General features: G+C 54.7%; 24 protein-coding genes and 1 pseudogene. 16 read left to right on the top strand and 9 right to left on the bottom strand.

The features are described from left to right. Positions 1–23: 23 nt before the first annotated feature. Complete coding sequence (gene lpxO, locus AC1RS8_RS05750; RefSeq protein WP_489338553.1) at positions 24–923, bottom strand: lipid A hydroxylase LpxO; 900 nt, start codon at positions 921–923, stop codon at positions 24–26. A 790-nt stretch (positions 924–1,713) separates the two neighbouring features. Further along, positions 1,714–2,661, bottom strand: a complete 948-nt coding sequence (locus tag AC1RS8_RS05745) for a restriction endonuclease (RefSeq protein ID WP_493162472.1) — start codon at positions 2,659–2,661, stop codon at positions 1,714–1,716. A gap of 348 nt (positions 2,662–3,009) precedes the next feature. Here AC1RS8_RS05745 and AC1RS8_RS05740 point away from each other — a divergent pair, with 348 nt between their 5' ends. The 5 genes from AC1RS8_RS05740 to AC1RS8_RS05720 all read left to right on the top strand — a co-directional run bounded on the left by AC1RS8_RS05740 (position 3,010) and on the right by AC1RS8_RS05720 (position 8,167). Continuing rightward, a complete protein-coding gene (locus tag AC1RS8_RS05740; protein ID WP_493162471.1) occupies positions 3,010–3,702 on the top strand; it encodes an AbiU2 domain-containing protein in 693 nt (230 codons plus the stop codon). Between the two features lie 631 nt (positions 3,703–4,333). Beyond that, on the top strand, positions 4,334–5,209 hold the full coding sequence (locus AC1RS8_RS05735) for a nucleotidyltransferase domain-containing protein (protein ID WP_493162470.1): 876 nt from the start codon (positions 4,334–4,336) through the stop codon (positions 5,207–5,209). Beyond that, a complete protein-coding gene (locus AC1RS8_RS05730) occupies positions 5,209–5,871 on the top strand; it encodes a Cap15 family cyclic dinucleotide receptor domain-containing protein (RefSeq protein ID WP_493162469.1) in 663 nt (220 codons plus the stop codon). Before AC1RS8_RS05735 ends, AC1RS8_RS05730 begins: the two co-directional genes overlap by 1 nt. A gap of 29 nt (positions 5,872–5,900) precedes the next feature. Then, positions 5,901–7,490 carry an AAA family ATPase gene (locus tag AC1RS8_RS05725; RefSeq protein WP_493162468.1) on the top strand — a complete coding sequence of 530 codons (1,590 nt, stop codon included), beginning with the start codon at positions 5,901–5,903 and terminating at the stop codon, positions 7,488–7,490. Next, positions 7,487–8,167, top strand: a complete 681-nt coding sequence (locus AC1RS8_RS05720; RefSeq protein WP_493162467.1) for a hypothetical protein — start codon at positions 7,487–7,489, stop codon at positions 8,165–8,167. The genes AC1RS8_RS05725 and AC1RS8_RS05720 overlap by 4 nt, the downstream gene beginning before the upstream one ends. Positions 8,168–8,282: 115 nt before the next feature. Here AC1RS8_RS05720 and AC1RS8_RS05715 read toward each other — a convergent pair. The 3 genes and pseudogenes from AC1RS8_RS05715 to AC1RS8_RS05705 all read right to left on the bottom strand — a co-directional run. Further along, positions 8,283–8,906, bottom strand: a pseudogene (locus AC1RS8_RS05715) (DNA adenine methylase); the annotation flags it as partial. A gap of 32 nt (positions 8,907–8,938) precedes the next feature. Then, positions 8,939–9,187 carry a hypothetical protein gene (locus AC1RS8_RS05710; protein WP_493162466.1) on the bottom strand — a complete coding sequence of 83 codons (249 nt, stop codon included), beginning with the start codon at positions 9,185–9,187 and terminating at the stop codon, positions 8,939–8,941. Positions 9,188–9,221: 34 nt separating this feature from the next. After that, positions 9,222–9,476 (bottom strand): Mu-like prophage major head subunit gpT family protein, encoded by a 255-nt coding sequence (locus AC1RS8_RS05705; RefSeq protein ID WP_493162465.1) that lies wholly within the window; start codon positions 9,474–9,476, stop codon positions 9,222–9,224. Here AC1RS8_RS05705 and AC1RS8_RS05700 point away from each other — a divergent pair. From AC1RS8_RS05700 to AC1RS8_RS05690, 3 genes are all read left to right on the top strand, one after another. Beyond that, positions 9,475–10,524, top strand: coding sequence for a tyrosine-type recombinase/integrase (locus AC1RS8_RS05700; RefSeq protein WP_489338557.1), 1,050 nt, complete (start codon positions 9,475–9,477; stop codon positions 10,522–10,524). The two genes, AC1RS8_RS05705 and AC1RS8_RS05700, sit on opposite strands and share 2 nt — an antisense overlap. A 20-nt stretch (positions 10,525–10,544) precedes the next feature. Continuing rightward, a complete protein-coding gene (locus AC1RS8_RS05695) occupies positions 10,545–12,131 on the top strand; it encodes an ABC-F family ATPase (RefSeq protein ID WP_033052720.1) in 1,587 nt (528 codons plus the stop codon). Between the two features lie 274 nt (positions 12,132–12,405). Next, on the top strand, positions 12,406–13,593 hold the full coding sequence (locus tag AC1RS8_RS05690; protein ID WP_489338558.1) for an MFS transporter: 1,188 nt from the start codon (positions 12,406–12,408) through the stop codon (positions 13,591–13,593). A gap of 120 nt (positions 13,594–13,713) precedes the next feature. Here AC1RS8_RS05690 and AC1RS8_RS05685 read toward each other — a convergent pair whose 3' ends face one another. Together AC1RS8_RS05685 and AC1RS8_RS05680 are read right to left on the bottom strand one after the other, a co-directional pair. Next, entirely contained in the window at positions 13,714–14,751 is a 1,038-nt protein-coding gene (locus AC1RS8_RS05685; RefSeq protein WP_090455340.1) for an alpha/beta hydrolase family protein, read from the bottom strand. A 167-nt stretch (positions 14,752–14,918) separates the two neighbouring features. Beyond that, positions 14,919–15,530, bottom strand: coding sequence for an FMN-dependent NADH-azoreductase (locus tag AC1RS8_RS05680; protein ID WP_489338559.1), 612 nt, complete (start codon positions 15,528–15,530; stop codon positions 14,919–14,921). Between the two features lie 131 nt (positions 15,531–15,661). Between AC1RS8_RS05680 and AC1RS8_RS05675 the strand changes: the two genes are divergently transcribed. Then, the gene (locus AC1RS8_RS05675; RefSeq protein ID WP_489338560.1) at positions 15,662–16,570 is read left to right on the top strand and encodes a LysR substrate-binding domain-containing protein; all 909 of its coding nucleotides are present in this window, start codon (positions 15,662–15,664) and stop codon (positions 16,568–16,570) included. Beyond that, positions 16,567–16,926 (top strand): MmcQ/YjbR family DNA-binding protein, encoded by a 360-nt coding sequence (locus AC1RS8_RS05670; protein WP_489338561.1) that lies wholly within the window; start codon positions 16,567–16,569, stop codon positions 16,924–16,926. The genes AC1RS8_RS05675 and AC1RS8_RS05670 overlap by 4 nt, the downstream gene beginning before the upstream one ends. Positions 16,927–16,937: 11 nt before the next feature. On the opposite strand, the gene AC1RS8_RS05665 is transcribed toward AC1RS8_RS05670, so the two are convergent. Further along, the gene (locus tag AC1RS8_RS05665; protein ID WP_489338562.1) at positions 16,938–17,366 is read right to left on the bottom strand and encodes a DUF1294 domain-containing protein; all 429 of its coding nucleotides are present in this window, start codon (positions 17,364–17,366) and stop codon (positions 16,938–16,940) included. Next, entirely contained in the window at positions 17,363–18,193 is an 831-nt protein-coding gene (locus AC1RS8_RS05660; RefSeq protein ID WP_057714745.1) for an undecaprenyl-diphosphate phosphatase, read from the bottom strand. The genes AC1RS8_RS05665 and AC1RS8_RS05660 overlap by 4 nt, the downstream gene beginning before the upstream one ends. A 294-nt stretch (positions 18,194–18,487) precedes the next feature. Between AC1RS8_RS05660 and pnuC the strand changes: the two genes are divergently transcribed. The 6 genes from pnuC (at position 18,488) to fapD (ending at position 22,619) form a co-directional block, all read left to right on the top strand. Then, on the top strand, positions 18,488–19,051 hold the full coding sequence (gene pnuC / locus AC1RS8_RS05655; RefSeq protein ID WP_429521061.1) for a nicotinamide riboside transporter PnuC: 564 nt from the start codon (positions 18,488–18,490) through the stop codon (positions 19,049–19,051). Further along, positions 19,048–19,572 (top strand): AAA family ATPase, encoded by a 525-nt coding sequence (locus AC1RS8_RS05650; protein WP_340311999.1) that lies wholly within the window; start codon positions 19,048–19,050, stop codon positions 19,570–19,572. The genes pnuC and AC1RS8_RS05650 overlap by 4 nt, the downstream gene beginning before the upstream one ends. A 357-nt stretch (positions 19,573–19,929) precedes the next feature. Continuing rightward, a complete protein-coding gene (gene fapA, locus AC1RS8_RS05645; RefSeq protein WP_057714742.1) occupies positions 19,930–20,367 on the top strand; it encodes a functional amyloid chaperone FapA in 438 nt (145 codons plus the stop codon). 1 nt (position 20,368) lies between these two features. After that, positions 20,369–20,947, top strand: a complete 579-nt coding sequence (fapB, locus tag AC1RS8_RS05640; RefSeq protein WP_340312001.1) for a fibril amyloid subunit FapB — start codon at positions 20,369–20,371, stop codon at positions 20,945–20,947. Positions 20,948–21,010: 63 nt separating this feature from the next. Then, positions 21,011–21,877 carry an amyloid-like fimbrin subunit FapC gene (gene fapC / locus AC1RS8_RS05635; protein ID WP_057714740.1) on the top strand — a complete coding sequence of 289 codons (867 nt, stop codon included), beginning with the start codon at positions 21,011–21,013 and terminating at the stop codon, positions 21,875–21,877. A gap of 61 nt (positions 21,878–21,938) precedes the next feature. After that, a complete protein-coding gene (gene fapD / locus AC1RS8_RS05630) occupies positions 21,939–22,619 on the top strand; it encodes a fibril amyloid maturation endopeptidase FapD (protein WP_057714739.1) in 681 nt (226 codons plus the stop codon). Positions 22,620–22,633: the final 14 nt, after the last annotated feature.

Here is a 22,633-nt window from a genome sequence, read left to right as displayed (position 1 = left end):
CTTGGTACGCTACACCGAAAAAATCAGATCAGAATGAAGACCGCCAGCAACCCGGCAAAGATCGACCATTTTTGGAGGTAGTAAAGCTTGCGGTTGCGCTTTTTCAGTTCCTTGGCGCGCAGGCGAACCTTGTAGACCTTGCTGAACAGCCGGTTGATCCCACCGGTGCGGTCTCCGTCCTCGTTCGGTGCACCTGCCGCCGACATGACAGTGCGGCTGAACCAGCGATTGAATGCCCCTGCCCAGCGATACTTCATCGGCCGCTCGACGTCGCAGAACAGGATGATGCGGTTGCGTGGCGTGGTGTTCTCTGCGTAATGAATGAAGGTCTCATCGAACATCACCGCTTCGCCATCGCGCCAATGGTAGTTCTGGCCATCGACATTGATGTAGCAACCTTCAGCGTTGGGTGTGTCCAGTCCGAGGTGATAACGGTACGAACCGGCATACGGGTCGCGGTGGCGCACCAGTCTGGAGCCCGGTGGCAACTCGGCGAACATCGCCGCCTTGATCGAGCCAATGCCCTGTACCAGTTCGGTGGTACGCGGGCAGAGCTTCATGGCCGACGGGTGGCTATCGCCATACCACTTGAGATAGAAGCGCTTCCAGCCGGTCTTGAAAAACGAGTTGAAACCGACGTCATCGTATTGGTTCGAACGTTTGATCTCGCCGGCGTGAAGCAAATTCTGGCCTTCGGCACGAATTTCTTCCCAATGCGCCTGCAGCGGGCTCAGGTCGGGAAAATCAGCCGGATCGAGATACGGTTTGTTGGGGATTTTCGAAAACAGATAAAGAAAGCAATTGATCGGCGCCAGGAATGTCGAGTGATCACTCAACTGGCGCCCCAGCTTGTGGCGCACTCGACCACGCAGGTGAACGTACGCAATAGAGACAACGTAGATAACGGCAATGATCAGTTTCACGGAAATCGTCACAGGTTGGAAATAAACAAACTGCGCCCTTTACCGGCATGCCGGTCCCCGGGTCTTGTGCAGCGACTGAATGCGAAACAGCGGCCCCGTAATGCCATCGAACCACGCCGATGGTCGGCCTTCAGCTGATGGATGGCATTTTAGCCACAGTTTGTAACCAATAGTTAACCCGCAACTGTGAAAATGTGTCCGCAAAAACCGCCAAAGCGTTGCAGAGGCCTCCATCGCCCTATCGTTTAAAGAGCCAGACCAGTACAATCGCCGCCAAACTTTACGCGCCCCCAGGTTGAGAGCGGGAAAATCCCCTTTCAGCGCACGTTGTCTCGGGCCAGGCGCACCACATGCTGCTGTCCACTTGATGCCAGATGGATCTTCCACTGCCGATCGGGATGAATGTCCCGGGGCCCAACAGTGGAAACAGGTACTGAACCGGTACTGCCGCAACCCTAGCTACTCTGAATGCCTCGCAGGAAAAACCTTTGATTTCTACAGCTAACATCACGATGCGATCCTAACGGCGCTGTGGAGTAGCTTCAAGCGTAGGAAAATCAAGGGGTTGAGCCGCACTGGATCGCATCAAAACGCGCAAGAAAACGTCGATTGGTATCAAAATTGGTATCAGAGACAACACAAAGCACCTACGGCGGCCGCAGGCGGCTCGAAACCCACCGCATGTGGCGGGGTCCTCGACTTTCTGCTTGCCCCCTGTCGCCCCCCATGGGGCTCCGTTTGCTCACAAAAGCAGCTGTCCGAAATCTAACAATAGCTCACAGCTTTGCTTTTATGCGTTATTTAGCCTTGTTAAATAATTAACTAAATCATCGTGATGCAACAAATCAACTTTTAGTTTCGCGGCAGCCTGCTTTGCTGCTGGGGTATACAGAGCATTAGAGATGACACACGCATATTGGCAGTCATAGAAGTCTTTAGCCGAATACGCTTCTTGAACTGATTTATTACCTACCGTCGAGCTATATAATTTACATTGAACTGCTATGCGCATAGATGCGCGCTCAGCAATTATATCGGCGCCATGATCGCCAGAACCTGGGGTAACCGTAGCAACCCAGCCTAGCTCTCTTATGAGTTTGGCAACATGAAATTCATATTCATGCCCCGACATCATCCGTTCATTGGTTTGCGGTATACTAGGAGCTTCTACTTGAATTATTCCATCCAGGTGATTAATCCAATATTCGAGAACATAGGGGTTGGAAATATTAGAGAACTCCACATAAATCGGTGACTGCTCAAAACCACCAGCGTCATGTTCTAAAGAATCTAGCGGGAAAATCACATTGTGTAAAAAATTCCTCAGCTCCTTAATCCAACGTGCTGAAATCTCCTCACCATATTCGCCTAAATAAACAAGCTGACCTTTTTTTCTTCGAAGCACGGAAAGGTGCAGCGTAACGCTTTGAGTAACAACGCAATGCATCAGTTGCAGTTCTAATGACCTGACTCGTGCGTCGTACTGCCCTCGCAGCGTAAAATACGCGTATTGCTCGGCAGGACTGCTTTTTCCATATAGCAGCAGCAACCGTTCAAGCTGTTGAATATTGGCGGTTCGATGTTTCAGTATAAAAAATACATAGAATAAAATCCATAACAACACTAGTAGGCAAACAAGAGCAAAAAAAATCTCTAAATGCGAAATAATAAATCCGATGGCAGTGATACCTACCATCAGCAGTATAAATGCGCTCAATAGCGCCGCGAGCGGACTCATAAACGAAGGCCTCCTACCATTCCATGCCGGCAGATTGACATCCAGGAAGGCGGATGAGCAAGCGCAATACCCTTCAAAAGCGATTCATGCGAAATAAACGCGCAAGAACAGATCAACCTATCGATGGCACTATCTGTGCACACCCCGATTGTGTTGGAGTACTAATGCAAAAAAGCCCTACAACCCCGAAAATAAAGGGCTGCGTGGCTTTTTTGACATATCGCGGTTATTGTTCATTTGGCATTAAATGGCATTGGTGGGCGTACGGTTTGCCCCATTCGTTTGCCCGAAAATCCGGATTAGCGGGTCACATCAAATAAGACCTGGCTCTCGCTAGGAGGCACAGTAATGTCATCGAGTGAACGTACAGCAGAGCAAGCCCGTGACGAAAACGTTGCAGTCATGGGGCAGGAGATCGGAGCGATCTACAGCGCCCTTTGGCAGGAGGTTGCCTTGATCTACCAGAAATGGGGACAGTTCGTGGAACTGTTCGGAACAAGCCCAGAGCGGGTTGATCTTCTGAATAAAGCGGCGCCGACATTGTTTCGAACGGTCCAAGACAGCCTTTTAGGAGATTTGCTTCTTCATCTTGCTCGCCTGACAGATCCGCCGCAGTCAGTTCGCAAGAGCAATCTCAGCCTTCGACGGCTTCAGGAGGTCGTCATCGGGTCCCCTGTTGAAGCTGGCGTGGAAGCATCGACCAGCAAGGCGGTTACTGCGACGGCTTTCGCGCGTGACTGGCGAAATCGGAGGCTCGCACACAGGGATCTGGATCTGGCACTTGGGCAGCACATTGTGCCTCTTGCATCCGCTACACGAATTGCTGTCAAAGAAGCACTGTCAGCAGTAGCGGATGTACTCAATGTGGTGGCGGGGCACTATCATGGCTCGACCACGATATTCGACTTCAGTGATGCAAACACTGATGCAGCATCCTTGTTGCATATCCTTCAAGTTGGTCTTCGCTACGAGGAAGAGCGCCGTATGCGGCTGAAGAGCGGAACGTACACGCAAGATGACCTTCACCCCGAAAGAATCTAGCCGTGATGCGCCCCCCCTTCCATCGAGCTAACGTGCCCCGGCAAGCTGGGGTGCGTAAAGGCAGCTTTGGGTCCAAATGCGGCCAATGAACATGACCTTGAGCTGTAGAGAGATGGATAGTGATTCGAACCCCTTACGCTTACCACAGGAACCGATCTAAGCAGCTAAACACATGCGATCTTAAGGGCGCCGCGGTGTAGCGTCAGGTGTAGTAAAATCAAGGGCTTGTGCCGCACAGGATCGCAGGAATACGCCCAAAAATGCATTGAATGGTATCAAAATCGGTATCGATTACCCCCTCCCTCGGCGTCCATCCCTACGCACTTCCCCTCGAAAGCTCAAACAAAAAAGCCCTACAGCCTGATCAGGCTGTAGGGCTTTTTGTTGTTTTCAGCCGCTGACCTGTAAAACCACAAAGCCAGCCAAGTCAGCCATAGACACACTGCTAACGACTTCGTAACCTACGTGTAGGTCTTGTCGCTTTTTTTCTTATGCCAATGTCGCGTCTTTAACGCGAAACTCAATTGGCAAGGGATTACGCAAGGACAAGGAACGTTATGCGACGTATGTAGCGTAAAAATTATGTTACATGTGTCGCCTACTTATAGTTAGCGTTTTCAAAGGATAAGCAATGAGCCTAGAAAATAAATTGTCCGGATGGACTGGCCCTTCGAGTGACACCGAGCAGGACAAGCAAGATAGAACGGAGCGAATGATTCGCCAAGCAATAGATTCACACGAACCATTCAACAATTGCTCGTTGAAGGTTTATGCGAAAGGATCTTACGCCAACAACACTAATGTGCGTTCAGATAGTGATGTCGATATAGCTGTGGAGTGTACGGAAGTTTTATATTGGGAGCAGCATGAAAAAGGGGATTATACGCCTGGTGAACCATATGAGGGGATTTGGACCCCAGCAAAGCTGAGAGCCGAGCTCCTTTCCGCAATGAATGCGAAGTTTCCCGGTCAAGTAGACTCCACGGGGTCTACAGCCATACAGATAAATTCTAGCACAGCGCGTGTAGATGCTGATGTCGTTCCATGTTTTAGCTTTCAATATCACTTTAGCCATGAGACGAGATATGGAACTAAAATATTCAAAACGGATGGCAGTAGTATCGTCAACTATCCAGCCCAGCAAATGGAAAACGGGATAGCTAAGAACAAGCGAACTGGTAATGCCTATAAAAAAGGGGCGCGACTTTTAAAGCGCATTGAAAATGCAATGGCAGAAGATAAAACATTTCGCGAACTGCCATCCTTCTTTATGGAATGCCTAGCCTACAACTGTCCAGACACTGTGTTTGCTCATTCAACCTGGACAGAATGCCTCAGAGCGATGCTTTTTTATATTTGGGATAATCTTCAAGGTGATGAGCCGGACTCTGGGCGCTGGGTAGAAGTAAATGAATGTTTTTACCTGTTTCATCCAAATCAAAAATGGACTCGTGAAGATGGGCGCGAGTTTTCAAAAGCAGCTTGGAACTACTTTGGATTTAAATAATGCGCAATGTAACACTTAAAAACTCGCTGTATCTGCTAGTCGGAACTTCAGCAGTTGCTTGGTTTTCGATTGCCTACTTTAGCAAACTAGACCTATCAAAGGTGCTAGATTTTTTTGGGCTTATTCCAAAAGTCGTGAGCTTTGATCTTTTGGTGATAGCAGTATTTGTTAAATGGGGATGGAAACTTAAAATATTTAGAGGATGGCTTGTTCCATTTCCGAATTTAAACGGAAGCTGGGTGGGCTTTATTCATTCAGATTGGAAAAATCCAGAGACGGGCGCAAAGCCACCTCCTATACCAGTAATGCTGACTGTGAATCAGTCATTCTTCCACATTAGCTGCATGATGCGTACGAGTGAAATGGAGAGCTCTTCGTATTCTGAGGGATTTCTTATTGAACCTGATCGGCAGATTAAAAGCATGGCGTATACCTTCACTAGCAAGCCCAGAATAAGCTTGAACGAACGGAGTATTCCCCATGATGGAACAGCAGTGTTCCAGATCATTGAGAAGCCAAAACAAAAACTAGTGGGTAAGTACTGGACGGACAGATTAACAAAAGGTGAAATAATTCTTCAATATCACTCAAAAGAACTTCTAGATGAGCTCCCAGAAGACTTGGGCGAGCATCCCGTAACAGAACATGAAAATCGACGCTAACAAGCCACTAAAAACGCATAGGGACTGCAATGATAATTAGCGAAGTAACATTCGACAATAGAACGATACTGCTTTGCGGGTACCTGCACAACAGAGAGAACAATGTTTTCACTCTAATTGTGGGTCGAAATGGGTGCGGCAAAAGCGTATTATTCAAAAAAATATGCCAAATAAGTATTCTCTCCATATTAAACAAGAGGACACCTTACAGTTACGATCCTAGCGAAAACTCTAAGTGGATCGAAAACGGGAGCATGACATACATATTCGCAAATACCACCAACAGAATTGAAATAAAGCAGGACGAATTCAACCTAAATCAATATCATTTAGGCGACATACCGGAAAACGAACGTGCCGCAATAATCGAAACTATAAAACAACATCATTTAAACGACTTTACACTAGAACGCTCTAGCGACAACAAACTCGAATCTGACAACTTTACTCACCCCAGAATTATCGCCGTTTCGTCAAGCCCATTTGACAAATTCCCCTTGGCAGATCGGACCACTAGTAGCCATCAAGAAAACCAATTAAAATCCTACTACTACTACCGTGGAGCTAGAACCGACTATAGAATGTCAAAAAGCTATTTGAAATCAAAATTTGATCAGCTAGGTGCATCATTCATAAGTTTCTTCCTCAAACATGAGGATCGAAAGAACGAAATATTACCGCTCTTCGAATATCTAGGCCTAAGCTCAAAATTCAAAATCATATTAAAAGACAACGATCACATTTCTCTTGATCAGATAATCCGCAAAGAAAACTACCGTACCCCTATCGACGCTGTACAAAGCTCACGTTTCTTTAAGGGAATAGCACGAGGGGATGACAACCTCTCAGAAGAAGATCAAAACGACATAATACGCTCCGCAAAAGTACTATATAACGATGCAACCGAAACGAACTCAGACCGAAACAAACTCTATACACTGGAACTAGACCTAGACCCAGATCACGAATCACAAAACAGCAGTCAGTCGACTTACTTAAAAGAACTTTCCACCTTGGTAAAATTCGATCTAATCGACCTGGAAAATATCGAATTCAACAAAATCGCAACTAATTCTAGATTTCTTTTGTCCGAAGCAAGCTCAGGAGAGTTGTGCATCCTCTTTAACATCCTCTCAATTGCAGCAGAAATCACAAACAATACAGTGATTCTACTAGACGAGCCAGAGTTGAGTCTTCACCCTGAGTGGCAGCAAGATTTTTTACCACTCTTATCTACGATTTTTTCCCACTACAAACAATGCCACTTCATAATCGCCACACACTCCCCTCAAATAGTATCATCCATCACCACTTCAAATTCTTACATCGTCAACTTAGAAGACAATCCAACCAAAATACTTGAAGGAAAAGAAGCCAGCTCTCAATCTCTCGACTACCAACTAGCTCAAGTATTTAAAGCTCCAGGCAACAGAAACGAATATTTGATATCGCAAGCCGTAGAAGCATTAACCGCAATACGAGACGGCCAAAAACCAGATCACTCGTTTTTAACAAAAGTTAACGAGCTCATGGAGTTTCACAACATAGTCCCCGATAACGACCCAGCACAGAAGCTTCTTTCCACTCTACAAAAAGCCCTGAGCGTTATTACAAAATGAACGAAGTTAAATTCTCAGAATCGGAAAGTAAAATAATAGCGCACTTCATTGCGTCAAGCGACAAATCCGCTAGCGATTGGTCTAAAGACGAATTCACCTCCATAAAAAAAACAATAAAAGATCATTACATAAAAGAACAAAATTACACCTGTTGCTTTTGCAAACAAAGGATAGTGGTTAGCCATAACAGAGCGTGGGATGCAGAACATATTTTATCTAGATTCTTACATCCTGCTTTCATGTTCGAGCCTAAAAACCTTTGCATAACCTGCATAGATTGCAACATTGAAAAAAGCTCAAAGCCTGTACTAGCGCGCTCTATCACAGGCGTTCGCTATCCAGTCAGTTCTAGCACATATATTATCGTGCACCCACACTTTGACCAATACGAAGATCACCTCGAAGTCATTGTAGCGGGACAACTGTATCGATGGAAAACACCAAAAGGTCGAAAAACCATAAATACATATGGGCTTGATCGTTTTCTCAAAGTGGCGGAAAGGCCTCAAGAGTCGGACTCATCCCAAGAAATAAAAAAACTGATGCAATCCGCACTATCCTCCACTTCCGACTATGCAGACCGAGAAACTGAGCTTCTTGAAACTCTCCTGCTAAAGTATTCAGATAAAATTGGAGCGGAAACAAGTATTGAGGTCATAAAAAAAATCCGACGATGACCCCACTACATACTTAATCTTCTTTACCAAGGGATCAGTCGTCCAGTAACTTCAACGGACGACTGATGCAATTCTGCAGGTGCCCCTCCGTAAATAGGTCACCTGCAATCCCCAACTAAAACAACCCTCCTAGCGCTGCTGGCTCCCAATTCAAGATCATCAGCTCACCGCTCACCTCGGTTTTTCCCTGGCGCTGATTGGCTGTGCTGTACCGGATATCCAACATCTCAAAGTGAAAGCCCTCAAACACCCGGCGGATATCCGGGTGGTCATTGATGCTGACCATCACCTTCCCCTTACAGCGACGCATAAAGTCAGCCATCCGCTCGTAGTTCTCAAACGGAAAGTCCACGCCATAGCCAGCGGTCTGCCAATAAGGCGGGTCCATGTAATGGAAGGTATGGGCACGGTCGTAGCGCTCGGCGCATTCCAGCCAGGGTAAATTTTCGACATAAGTACCGGACAGACGCTGCCAGGCGGCGGAAAGGTTTTCCTCGATCCGCAGCAGGTTGATAGCAGGACCGGTGGTCGCGGTCCCGAAAGTTTGCCCGGTGACCTTGCCGGCGAAGGCATGGTGCTGCAGGTAGAAAAATCGAGCGGCGCGCTGGATGTCAGTGAGGGTTTCGGGGCGGGTCATCTTCTGCCACTCGAACACCTGACGCGAACTGAGCGCCCATTTGAATTGGCGCACGAACTCTTCGAGGTGGTTCTGCACAACGCGGTACAGCGTCACCAGGTCCGCGAAAGGTTCCGGACACGACTGTGTAGGTCTTATTCGCCATCACTGCCCCCGGCTGCTTTCTCGACCTTACTCACACGCTGCGCCAATGCCTTGTCCGGTTCGCCTGGGATAACGATCACCTCCCCCGCCTTGAACTGAACGGCATCCAGAATGATGTAACGGCCCTTTTTGCCCTGGACCGCTTCCAGGCTGTGCGCTCGCACAGCGGCCTGAGCAGCGGTCAAGATCAACTCACCGCTGTACAGCGTGATGGGCTGATCAACTTGATACTTCGGCATATCGATGTCCTCGATGACGTGTAGGCCCGCGGGATTACACCAGTTTGTTCAGGACGGCGTACTGCCAGCGACCGAAGCCCACGTTTCGCCAGGTGTCGACACCGTACTGGTGGGCATCGTTGTCGAACTCGAACTCCGAGCCTTCGGCCTTGGCCTTCATCACCACATCGGTTTCCTGCTGACGAATGAACGCTTTCAGGCGACCGTCAGTACGCAGGGTGACGAACTGGTCCTGCCAGGCGTTGAGGCGGACGTTGCCCACCACGCGGACCACGACGTTATCCGGCATGACGATTTCGCTGATGCTGGTACCACGGGGAACGCTCAACGCAGACGCCAAGTACGCCGAGCTGTTCCCGAACTCGACCGTATCGCTCGGCGGCATCCCGACTTTTCATGAGTACGCCCAGTTATGGCTTGATGGCCGAGTCATCGCCCAAGGCACGCGGAACAATTATAAGGGTGCGCTCAACCTGTATTGGATTCCGCCGCTGGCACTGGTACGTATCGACCTGATCACCACCACCCTCCTACGCCGCATCATTGCGGCCACGGAGTGGACGTCACCAGGTGTCCGGTGCAACGCCTTGGTCAAGCTCTCAACAATCTTGGAGGCGGCCGTTGTTGAAGAGCTGATCAAGAAAAATCCGGCCAAGATGATCGATCTCCCAAAACGGGGGCGCAAGGAGATCAACCCATTTTCCCTGGACGAAGCCAACCGAATCATCGATCACCTGTACCAGACACAACATTGGCCCAGTGGAATTTATGCCGCATTCTTTGAGTTCGCGTTCTTCACCGGGCTTCGCCTGTCTGAAGTCGCCGCGCTCCGCTGGGATGCCGTTGACCAGGTGAAACGTCAGGTTCATGTCTGCCGCACAGTGGCGTTGGGTGTTGTAGAAGAGCGCACAAAAACCGGAAAGGATCGGTTCGTGCTGCTGAACGAGCGAGCGCTGCACGCGCTGGAGTTCGCCCGCCAGTACGCCGAGCGCCGCGCCAAAGGCATTGGCAAGGTCAAGACCACGCCTTACGTGTTTCCGCCGTCGAAGAACAGCGAGTTCATCAAACAGACCTCCGATCTGCACAAACAGTGGGGCCCGGCACTCAAAGCGCTGTCGGTGTTATATCGACCGCCGTACAACTGCCGTCATACTTATGCGACAATATGCTTAATGTCCAACATGAACCCCGCATTCATCGCTCAGCAGCTTGGCCACAGTGTCCAAATGTTGCTGACGACGTATGCGCGTTGGCTCAACTCAAGCTCAGACTGGGCGGAGCTGGAAAAGCTCCAGATTGGTATCAAATCGGTATCAGGCAAAAAAGACCAGCTCTAACCCATTGATAGGTAAGGTAATTGATCTCCACAGCTAACATCACGATGCAGTTCGGCGCCAAGCCGCTCTTCGAAAACGTTTCGGTCAAGTTCAACGGTGGCAACCGTTACGGCCTGATCGGCGCCAACGGTTGCGGCAAGTCGACCTTCATGAAGATTCTCGGCGGTGACCTCGAGCCGTCCGGCGGCCAGGTCATGCTGGAGCCGAACGTGCGCCTGGGTAAATTGCGCCAGGACCAGTTCGCCTACGAAGAATTCACCGTGATCGACACCGTGATCATGGGTCACGAAGAGCTGTGGAAGGTCAAGGCCGAGCGCGATCGCATCTATTCGCTGCCGGAAATGAGCGAAGCAGACGGCATGGCCGTGGCCGAGCTGGAAACCGAATTCGCCGAAATGGACGGCTACACCGCCGAATCCCGTGCCGGCGAACTGCTGCTGGGCCTGGGTATTCCCCTGGAACAGCATTTCGGCCCGATGTCCGAAGTGGCTCCAGGCTGGAAACTGCGGGTATTGCTGGCCCAGGCGCTGTTCTCCGATCCGGAAGTGCTGTTGCTCGACGAACCGACCAACCACCTGGACATCAACACCATTCGCTGGCTGGAATCGATTCTCACCGTGCGTAACAGCACCATGATCATCATTTCCCACGACCGTCACTTCCTCAACAGCGTCTGCACCCACATGGCCGACCTGGACTACGGTGAGCTGCGCCTGTTCCCGGGCAACTACGACGAGTACATGACTGCGGCGACCCAGTCCCGCGAGCAACTGCTGTCGGACAACGCCAAGAAGAAAGCCCAGATCGCCGAACTGCAAACGTTCGTCAGCCGCTTCTCGGCCAACGCCTCGAAAGCCAAGCAGGCCACTTCCCGCGCCAAGCAGATCGACAAGATCCAGTTGGCCGAAGTCAAGCCATCGAGCCGCGTGAGCCCGTTCATCCGCTTCGAACAGACCAAGAAGCTGCACCGCCAGGCCGTGACCATCGAGCAGATGTCCAAGGGCTTCGACGGCAAGACCCTGTTCAAGAACTTCAGCTTCACCGTAGAAGCCGGCGAGCGCGTGGCGATCATCGGCCCGAACGGTATCGGCAAGACCACCCTGCTGCGTACCCTGATGGGCGAACTGACCCCGGACGCCGGCTCCGTGAAGTGGACCGAAAGCGCGGAGCTGGGCTACTACGCCCAGGACCACGCCCACGACTTCGAAGACGACGTCAGCCTGTTCGACTGGATGGGCCAGTGGACTCAGGGCGAGCAGATCATCCGTGGCACCCTGGGCCGCATGCTGTTCTCCAACGACGAGATCCTCAAGTCGGTCAAGGTCATCTCCGGTGGTGAGCAAGGCCGCATGCTGTTCGGCAAGCTGATCCTGCAAAAGCCGAACGTACTGGTGATGGACGAACCGACCAACCACCTGGACATGGAATCGATCGAAGCGCTGAACCTGGCGCTGGAGAACTACCCGGGCACGCTGATCTTCGTCAGCCACGACCGTGAGTTCGTATCGTCCCTGGCCACCCGCATCATCGAGCTGAGCCCTAACGGCGTGACCGACTTCAGCGGCACCTACGACGATTACCTGCGTAGCCAGGGTGTGGTGTTCTAAAGGTAGCTACAAGCCTTTAGCTACAAGCTTCAAGTGAAAAGCCCTGTCCTGGTGACGGGGCTTTTTGCATTCCGGGCCAAGGTTTCTTGTTGGTACATGAATCATCGCGAGCAAGCTCGCTCCCACAGGGGAATGCATTTCAAAATGTGGGAGCGAGCTTGCTCGCGATGAGGAACAACGATAATGTCACGGCAAAAGTAGTTAGCCTGCTTTCTTTTATCCCAACGCCGCGCCATGATGCAGGTCTCCCACCGCCGCCCGCGAACGAGCCCTCATGTCTGTGCAGCAAGTTGCTCCGCAAAGCTCATTGGCGATCACCCTGCAGATCGTCTCCATCGTTTTCTATACCTTCATTGCCTTCCTCTGCATCGGTTTGCCGATTGCGGTATTGCCGGGTTATGTCCACGAACAACTCGGGTTCAGCGCCATCGTGGCCGGGCTGACCATCGGCTCGCAATACCTCGCCACCCTGCTCAGCCGGCCCATGGCCGGGCGGATGTCGGACAGCGTTGGTACCAAGCGCGCAATCATCTATGGCTTGGCGGGGATTGTGCTCAGCGGCGTGCTGACCTTGCTGTCGACCCTGTTGCAAGGCTTTCCCTTGCTCAGCCTGCTGATCCTGATCGCCGGGCGCCTGCTACTGGGGATCGCCCAAGGGTTGATCGGTGTCGGCACCATCAGTTGGTGCATGGGCCAGGTGGGCGCCGAGCATACCGCGCGGTCGATTTCCTGGAACGGCATCGCGTCCTATGGGGCGATTGCCATTGGTGCGCCGCTGGGTGTGGTCATGGTGCAACAATTGGGTTTCGCCAGCCTGGGTATCGCCCTGTCGCTGCTGGCCCTGGCCGCACTGCTGCTGATTCGCAACAAGCCCTCGGTGCCCGTGGTGCGCGGTGAACGTTTGCCGTTCCGGGCCGTGTTCGGACGCATTGCGCCGTTCGGCGCGAGCTTGAGCCTGGCGTCCATTGGCTACGGCACCCTGACGACCTTTATCACTCTGTACTACGTCAATCGTGGCTGGACCGGCGCGGCCTACTGCCTGACCGTGTTCGGTGTGTGTTTCATTCTGTCGCGGCTGCTGTTCATATCCGCCATCAGCCGGTTTGGCGGGTTCACGTCGGCCATTGCCTGCATGTGCATTGAGACGGTTGGCCTGGTGCTGTTGTGGCTGGCCCCTTCGACCGGGTATGCGCTCATTGGCGCCGGCCTGACTGGATTGGGCCTGTCCCTGGTGTATCCGGCGCTGGGTGTCGAGGCCATCAAACAGGTGCCCAACTCCAGCCGGGGGGCGGGCTTGAGTGCATATGCGGTGTTTTTCGATCTGGCGCTGGCGATTGCCGGCCCCTTGATGGGCGCAGTGGCGTTGAACCTGGGTTATGCGTGGATTTTCTTCAGTGCTGCGTTGTTGTCGGTGACGGGTTTGGGGCTGACGCTGCTGCTCAAGAGTCGTTCGATGACGTAAGCCTTGGCGCTGACTCTGTGGGAGCGAGCTTGCTCGCGATGGCGGAGTATCTGTCGACATCGATGTTGGATGTGATGGCCCCATCGCGAGCAAGCTCGCTCCCACAGGGTTGTATGCAAATTACTGATCGGCAGTCTGCATCCCCGCCCGGGTCGGCCTGCCCAGGGTGCGCGTGAAGAAGCGTCCGGCTTCGGAGATCAGATTGCGATGAATGTCCTGCCGGTCGACGCCATCGGCATCGGTGCACAGCGCAGGCATGATTACGATCTGCTCGTCATTGCACGGCGCCATGAAGACGAAGTGCCCTGCCCCGGCCAGTAACTTGAAGTCAGGCGCGGTCGGCAGTTTGCGCGCCAGCGCCGCGGCGTTCTTGTCGACAGCCACCAGCTTGTCGCCATCGCCGCTGTAAAGCAGCACCGGCACATGCACATCGGCCAGGGTGTGGCGGCCGAACTTCAGGCTCAACGGTGCCATCAGCATCAAGGCGTGAACGCGAGGATCGGCCACCGGTTGCAGGTCGTCGCGGTCGACAATCAATTCGCCCTGGGTGTTACAGGCATCGCGGTCATCCGGGCGCTCCTGGCAGTAACGGCGCAGGCGATCCAGGTCCGGGGTCGCGCCGGACAGGATCAATGCGGTCTCGCCACCGGCCGAATAGCCAATGACCCCCACCTGATCGGCATTGACGAACGGCGACAGCATACGGTCGCCCAAGGTCGCGGTAATGGCTTCGGAAATCTGGATCGGCCGGCCGTACAGGTTACTCAAAGTACCGAGTCGGCTGTGGTCCCTGGAGTTGTCACCGGGGTGAATCACCGCCACCACGACAAAGCCTTTGCGCGCCAGTGACGTGGCAAGGTCGTGCAGGGCCAGCGGGGTACCGGTATTTCCGTGGGACAGCATCAGCATCGGGAACCGGCCGATGGCGACCTTGGTGTCCTCCCCGGCTTCGACGGTGTAACCCTCGAGCTTGCTGGTGTGTTCCCGATCACTGGAAGGATAGAAGGCAATGGCGCGCATCGGCTGCAAGTCCAGCGGGTCGAGAAAAGTCATCTCGTGGAAGCCGACGCTCCAGTGAGGATGCGGTGCAGGCGCGGCGTGCACTGTATTCAAGCTGCTGAGCAGGCAAATCAGTAAAGTTGCACAAAGACGCATCATGGATGCCCCGCCTTGTTACCGGACTTGAGACGTACGCCCTGGACTGCATGAGTCGGGCCACAATCTGAAACGACCAGAAACAAAAAACTCCGTAACTGGTACTTGCGTAGCCAGAATACAGAGTTTTTTGGGCTTTACCTGAACGGTTGCTTACTTTTACCCAAGCCTTACGCAGCGGCGAACAACTGCTCGCTGATTTGTGCGTGGGCAGCGCTCATGGCCTTGTTGCGCACGTCGTCACCGTAAGCCAGGCCTTCGGCACGGACGATTTCGATGTCGGTGATACCGATGAAACCGAACAGCAACTTCAAATACTCTTCGTGGGCAACACCGGTTGCCTGACCGGCGTGCATGCCGCCGGAGGTCGAAACGATCACGACTTTCTTGCCGCCGCACAGGCCTTCAGGGCCGGCTTCGGTGTAACGGAAGGTCTGGCCGGCCACCGCGATGCGGTCGATCCAGGCTTTGAGTTGAGTCGGGATGGTGAAGTTGTACATCGGTGCGGCAATCACCACTGCATCGGCAGCCAGGAATTCGGCCAGGGTCGAGGTGCTCAGCTCCGCTTCGTGCTGTTGTGCGGCGTTGCGCAGTTCAGCGGTGGTGCCGGCGGCGACCAGGGTGGTGGCGGAGAAATGGCTGATGGCGTCGGCGGCCAGGTCGCGGTAAGTCACCACGGCGGTTGGCTCGGCGGCTTGCCAGGCTTTGACGACTTCACCGCTCAACTGACGGGAAGCCGAGTTGTCGCCCAGGATGCTCGAATCGATATGCAGCAGTTTCATGTGGGATCTCCAAGTGAGGATCGCCCACAAGGGCGATCTGATGGGACTAATCCTACACACGAAACCAATAGCTGATTAGACGGTAACAATGCGATAGTTCGTCCCACAGATAGGACAATTGGATTCACATCATGCAAGACCTCAACGACCTGTATTACTTCGCCAAAGTCGTGGAAGCCGGGGGGTTCGCCGCGGCCGGGCGTTTGCTGGGCATCCCCAAGTCCCGATTGTCACGGCGCATCGCCGAACTGGAAGAGCGCCTCGGCGCAAGACTGCTGCAACGCACCACCCGACAACTGAAACTGACTGCCGTCGGTGAGCGTTACCTCAGGCACTGTCAGGCGATGCTGCTGGAGGCGGAAATGGCCGACGAGGCCGTGGCCAGCATGTCCAGCGAGCCCCGCGGGCGTTTGCGGGTGTCCTGCCCGGTTGGGCTGGCCCATGAAATATTACCGGGGGTGATCAGCGACTTTCTGGAAAGGTTTCCACAAGTCCAGCTGGAGGTCATGCTGCTCAACCGCCGGGTCGACCTGGTGAACGAAGGCATTGACGTGGCCCTGCGAGTGCGGGAGCTGGGCGACGAAGACCCACTGCTGGTGACCCGCCGCCTGCGTCAGGCGCAGATGCTGATGGTCGCCAGTCCCGGTTTCCTCGTTGGCCGTAAGATCAGCCATCCCGACGATCTGAAAAACCTGCCGGTGCTCGGCGCCCTCGAGGCCGACCGCATGGTGCACATCCGCATGCTGGATCAAAAAGGCAAAAGTTGTGAACTGGCGCTCGAGGCCCGGCTGGGCATCGATGACTTTATCGTGCGCAAGGCCAGCACCCTCTCCGGCCTGGGCTTTACGATGCTGCCCATGATGTATTGCGAGCAGGAACTGGAAAACGGCGCACTGGTGCAGTTGTTGCCCGACTGGTCGTTGCCCGGTGGCTGGCTGCAAGCCGTCTATCCTCATCGACGCGGGGTCATGCCGGCGGTACGCGCCTGGATTGACCATCTAGTCGAGTCATTCAATGCCTGCGGGGAACGATTGTTATGAAAGCCGGACGGATGAGCGAAGAGGATGTCGCGAAATTCTGCCTTACCCTGCCCGGAGCGCGGGAAGACTATAAATGGGGAGGCGTGCGGGTGTTTTCGATTGCCGGGAACAAGATGTTCGCCTTGCAGGGCCTGCGGGGTGATTCCCTGGCCTTCAAGGTCGACAAGGATCTGTTTCTCGGTCATTGCGACCGCCCGGGGATTCATCCGGCGCCTTATCTGGCGCGCGCCCAGTGGATCATCATGGAAACGCCCTACCCGCTCGGCAACGAAGAACTGCAGGGCTTGTTGCAGCGCTCCCACCAGTTGGTGGTGAGCAAACTGCCCAAGCGCAATCAAGTCGGCTTGTTGCTTTAGGGCCTTGTCGATCAGAACAAGGCGAACAGGTGTGCGCCGAGGAACAGGTGGTCGATCCAGAACACCTGGTGCATGAGCACGATGATCCAGAACACCAACTGGTAGGAGATTTTGCGGGTTTTGTGCCGGAACGCTTGCTGCGCCAGCAAGGCACCGGGCCAGCCGCCGGCGAGCTCCAGCGCATGCAGGACATTCTCCGGCGTACGCCATTGCTCGCCGCGGGCCTTGCGCTTGTCGCTCCAGTACAGGAAAAACGTCACGACGCTGACGATGCCGTAGGCCGCCAGGGGAATCAGCGACACCCCGTGCAGCCATGAAGACACCGACCCCGACAGCGGCAACGCACACAGGAGTGCAAACACCAGCCACTTCAGCCGTGGATGACGGATCTGTCCCCCGGGCTGGCGCCCGGGGTTATTGCGCGAGCTTGAGTCACTCACGGCTTGACCGCGCTCCAGTCGACCCAGCCGAACTGCCAGGTCGCCAGGATGATCAGGCCGAACACAATGCGATACCAGGCAAACGCCGCATAGCTGTGGTTGGCGATGAACTTGAGCAGCCCGCGGACCGCGATCATCGCGAAGACGAACGCCGTGACGAAGCCGATCGCGAACACCGGGAAATCGGACGGGACAAACAGGTGACGGTATTTATAGCCCGAGTACACCGCTGCGCCGACCATGGTTGGCATCGCCAGGAAGAACGAAAACTCGGTAGCGGTCTTGCGCGACAGGCCGAACAGTAACCCGCCGATGATCGTCGAGCCCGAACGCGAAGTGCCCGGAATCATGGCCAAGCATTGGGCGAAGCCGACTTTCAGGGCATCTTTCCAGGTCATGTCATCCACCGTTTCGGCGTGGACTTCATGCTGCCGGCGCTCGGCCCACAACATGACGAACCCGCCCACGACCAGCGCCGCTGCCACGGTGATCGGATTGAACAGGTACTCGTGGATCATGTCGGCGAAGATCACGCCCAGCACCACGGCCGGGAAGAACGCAATCAACAGGTTCGCGGTAAACCGCCGAGCGCTCGGCTGGGTCGGCAGGCCGATGACCACATCGAAGATCTTGCGTCGAAACTCCCATACCACCGCCAGGATGGCACCCAGCTGGATAATGATGTTGAACGCCATCGCCCGCTCGCCCCCGAAGCCGAGCATGTCGGCCACAATGATCTGGTGGCCGGTGCTGGAAATGGGCAGGAACTCGGTCAGTCCTTCTACAACCCCAAGTATCAATGCCTGAAAGGCGGTCCAAAGATCCATCAATCCCCCAAAAGGCTATGCGCGCCGGCATGCCCCGTTAATATTTTTCCAAAGCTTGAATTGCGATCAGCCTAGCTGAAGCCCCGCGCATCAAGGATCACCACGGAACCGTCAAAATCCTGTGAAAAAACAATCCTGATCCGGGTTTACCCGCGCGGGGCCGAAATCCTATCAGACAAGTCCGATTGGCGCTGCCGCGTTATCGCGCACCAACGAAGCACATCCTGCTCCACGGGATTCCCGACGCCAATCCGGTTACAATCGGCCCCTCTTCGATTTCACCAAGGAACCTCCATGTCCGGGCTTGAACTGTTTGCCGCCACCCTCGGTGTCATTGCCGTCTGGCTGACGGTCAAACAGAACACCTGGTGCTGGCCCATCGGTCTGGTCATGGTGCTGCTCTATAGCTGGATCTTTTTTGAGGTGAAGCTGTATTCGGACATGTTGCTGCAAGTCGTCTATGCCGCCTTGCAGCTTTACGGCTGGTGGCAGTGGACACGGGGTGGCGAAACGACCCATGGCCGCGAAGTCAGTTGGCTCGATTTCCGTTCCGTGGCGTTGAGCCTGGCCATCGGTGCACTCGGCAGCCTGTTGCTGGGGGCGGCCATGGCCCACTGGACCGACGCCGCGCAACCCTGGCTCGATGCGGCGCTGACCGGATTCAGCCTGGTGGCGCAGGTCTGGATGGCGCAAAAACGTGTCCAGTGCTGGCCGCTATGGATCGCCCTGGATGTGATTTTCGTCGGGCTGTTCATCTATAAGGACCTGTACCTGACCGCCACCCTGTACGGGCTGTTCGCCGTTATCGCCGTGCAGGGCTGGCGCCAATGGCGCGCCGATCCGGCGTTGCGCGCATGAAAGTCCTGGTACTCACAGGCCCTGAATCCAGCGGTAAAAGCTGGCTGGCGGCCGAGTTGCAACAGCGTTTCGGCGGGATCCTGGTGGACGAGTATGTACGCTGGTTCATCGAGCACAATCCCCGGGACACCACCTTGGCCGACATTCCGGACATCGCCCGCGGTCAATTGGCATGGGAAGACGAAGCCCGTGCGCAACAACCGTCTTTGCTCATCCTCGACACGCACCTGCTGAGCAATATCCTCTGGAGCCAAACCCTGTTTGGCGACTGCCCCGCCTGGCTCGAACAAGCGCTACTGGCCCGGCATTACGACTTGCACTTGCTGCTGTCGCCGGAACACGTCGAATGGACGGATGATGGCCAGCGTTGCCAACCCCGATTGAGTGAGCGCCAGGCATTTTTCGAGCAGACCCTGGCCTGGCTTGAGCGCCACGCCCAACCGGTTCAAGTACTGCGCGGAGATTGGGCAGAACGCCGATTCCAGGCACTGAACGCCGTGACCCGATTGCTCGGCGCCTGACCGGCCTTTTGGGGCAACTTCCCCACTCCCCCCCCCTGTCCCGGGGGAAAAGTGTCCGGTCCTGAAACACCCTTCCCGCCTCAAACCGCCTGTTTAAGCGCCCTTCACCGCTGGATCATCGGATTTGTTAAGTCATTGATACAGCACCGCTGAAACCCTTGTTCCAGAGCGATTTATCCGCAAATAAGGGCTGCCTGCGCAGGGTTTCGTCTCACCTTTGAAACATTCTCGGCAAAGGCTATCCGGACAATATCCATAAGCCATTGAATCAACGAGATATTCAAAAACCGGCACAGCTTTCGCTCTCTCCTTCAAAAAGCCGACCAGAGCCAGCCCACATGAGAAGGAAAGACCGTCGTGGGGATACTCGATAAACATGCCTTGACGTGCCTGCTGCTTTTCGCGAGCGCTGCAGGCGCGGTTATCAGTTTTGACGTTCAAGCCGAAGGCAACGGCGTCATCGTGCTTGATCGCACCATTCACCCGACGCCCATCGGTCGCAGCGGCGGCAGGGATCCAAACCCCAACACCCTCAATGCCAACCCATCGGCCCGCGTCACCGGCGAACTCAGTGATGCCGACATCGCCGGGGTCACCACCGGAACCGCCCTTCGCCACAACAACGGGCAAAGCCTGGGTGGCCTGCAAGGCCTCAACGCCGTCACCAACCCCAACGGTATGCCCGGCATGTCTGTCGGTCACGGTGGTGGCAGTGGCAGCGCCATTTCCGGAACCATCAACCGCGCCATGAGCAGCGGCCTCGGTTCACTGGGCAGAATGGCGGGAGGCCAATGAGATGTGTCGATCCCTGCTGTTACTTGCCCTGCTCGGCTGCACCAGTGTGATGGCCGACTCGGGCGTCAGTTCGGTGAATAACGCCACCCTCCAGGATTCGGGTACTCAATACCGCGGCAACTTCAACGTCAACCAGGCGGCTGGCGATCAACAACAGCAGGCCAACGTCCGCGCGATCGCCATTGGCACCCAAGCCGGTGCGATCACCAGCGTCCGGCAGAAAATCACTACGCCCGCCAATCCGTCGATGGACGCGACGGCCACTATCGGCGGCTCCTCCTTCAGTAATGGCAACGGCGTACTGGGCGTCAACCAGAGCGCCGGGGCGAACAACCAGATGGCCAACGCCATGCGCATCAGCATCAGCGCCGCACCGCAAGCCATCGACGATAGTGCCCTTTCTCAACAGAACGTGGCGTTGTTACCGAACTCGGGAGCAACTGGCGCTCCAAATGGCAGTCGCCAGGTCGTGACAAGCGACCAGGCCTTCACCGGCAGCCGGGGAGTGATCCAGGTAAACCAGAGTGCCGGGGTGGGGAACCGAATGGCTAACACCTTGAGCATCCGGGTCGCTGACTGACCCGAAACAGTGCGATTAGGGAAGTACCAACACCTGACCAACTAATGAGCACGGAGAAACACCATGAACCCGACAACTGCTCTCAAACCTCTGGCTTTCGCTCTGGCAGCAGTGATGGCATTCGCAGCACAAGCAGGCAGCCTTGATGATGATCAAGGCAACGGCCAGAGCGACGGCCAGAGCAACAACCATCAGCCTAAAGGCCCGACGCTGGAACAAATTCTGCAGATTACAGCAGGCGCCGGGGCCGCCGTGCTGGACTCGCAGGAAAGCAGTGACAGCAGCGTATTGAGCCGGGACACCAGGAACGACGCTAGAGTCGATAACTCCCTGAACAACTCCAACGGCAACATGGGCGCCAACGTTGCAGCCGGTAACGGCAACCAGCAAGACAACGCCGCCGCCCTTGCTACGGCTGACGAAAGCTTCATCTTCGGCACCGCGGTCGCCGCCTCCAGCGCGACTCAGAAGAGCACCGGCAACACCGCCAGGAAACACTCCAGCACCAACAACACAACGCTCAACAACGCAGGCAACAGCGGTTCCGGCAACATCGGCATCAACGTGACCACCGGCGACTTCAACCAACAGAAAAACAACCTGGCGATTGCCGTTTCGGGCGGTCGTGTAGCGCAAGCGGCGGCGGCGGCCAACCAAAGCACGTCCGGGCTGAACGTCACCAACAACGCCAACCATGACGACAGCACCCAGACTGATTTCGCTACCGTGGGTGTACTCGGTCTGGCGGGTGTAACCACTCAACAAGTGATCACGCCAGAGGGCTGGAAAGCCCCTGTAACCAACAATGCGTCGATAACGGGCTCGATGAACAACTTCTCCGGCAACGGCGGAGCCAACGTATCGTCTGGTGTGGGCAACCAGCAAAGCAACTCGCTGTCCATCGCCGCGGGCTGCAAGTCCTGTCTGTAATCGCGATTGCAATGAAAGCCCCGGCGACGGGGATTTTCCACAGTCCCAAGGCGTATCGATCATGCGTAAGACTGTCCTTTTCGCCCTGCTCTGCCTGTCTGGCCTGACCCAGGCTGCACAGATGCCGGTTGCCGCCCTGCCGGGCGGCGTGCTGGTGTACAAGCACGTACAGAGTTTGCGCGAGCGCAAGTTCAGCGACATCGTCGAACAAAAAACCGATTTCAGCTGTGGCGCCGCCGCGCTGGCAACGATACTGCGCCAGGCCTATTGGCTCGACGTCGATGAGGAGCACATCATCAAGGGCATGCTGGTCACCGCAGACCAGGACCTTGTGCGTACCCAGGGTTTTTCAATGCTGGACATGAAGCGCTACATAGAGCGCATCGGCATGCGCGCCCGGGGCTACAGGATCCCGCCGGAAAGACTCGAATCCGTGACGATTCCGGTGGTGGTATTGATGGAAATTCGCGGCTACAAGCACTTCGTGGTGTTGCAGCGGGCGGACAAGAACTGGGTGTATATCGGCGATCCGGTACTCGGTCACAAACGCTACTCCCATGATGACTTTGTCAAAGGCTGGAATGGCATTATTTTCGCTATCGTCGGTCCCGGTTACGACAAGACCAATGCGTTACGCAGTCCACCGGAACCGCTGACAGCCAAGAACAAGATGGATAACTTCAACCCGGTCAAAGATGCCGAATTGATGGATTTTGGTTTCATACAGAGCGACTTCTTTTAATCGCCAACAAGATG

This window comes from Pseudomonas sp. GW821-FHT12A04 (assembly GCF_058807755.1).
Note: the sequence above shows the minus strand (reverse complement) of the source record. Positions and strands in the feature narration are given on the sequence as shown.